Raw genomic sequence first — 320 nt, 5'->3', positions numbered from 1 at the left:
ACCATGAAGTTCATCAGGTAACTCCAATCTATACGCCACGGCTCCAACTCTTTGGGATATACGGAAAGGTCCAATAAAGCGAGGACTCAACTTCCCTTTCTTCCCAAAACGAATTAAGCCTTTCCAAGGGGATACTTTGAGCATTACCATATCTCCTACTTGGAATTCTATCGGTTTCACCCGTTTGTCTGCGTACTGTTTCTGTCTATTCTGAGCTACCTTCAAATTTTCGCGTATCAGTTTGATCTTTTCTTCAGTCTGTGCTACAATTTCGGGTCCAGCCAACGGCTTTTCCCCAACTTCAGTCTAGCAGGTCGGAG

General features: G+C 44.7%; 1 protein-coding gene. It reads right to left on the bottom strand.

What is annotated here, in order from left to right:
- The coding region (locus tag HX793_RS32145; protein ID WP_218646211.1) for a hypothetical protein at positions 1–285 on the bottom strand (285 nt) is incomplete at its 3' end.
- Between the last annotated feature and the right edge of the window lie 35 nt (positions 286–320).

The sequence above is a fragment of the Pseudomonas reactans genome, assembly GCF_013387025.1.
In the GTDB taxonomy this organism is placed as follows: Bacteria; Pseudomonadota; Gammaproteobacteria; order Pseudomonadales; family Pseudomonadaceae; genus Aquipseudomonas; species Aquipseudomonas reactans.
Note: the sequence above shows the minus strand (reverse complement) of the source record. Positions and strands in the feature narration are given on the sequence as shown.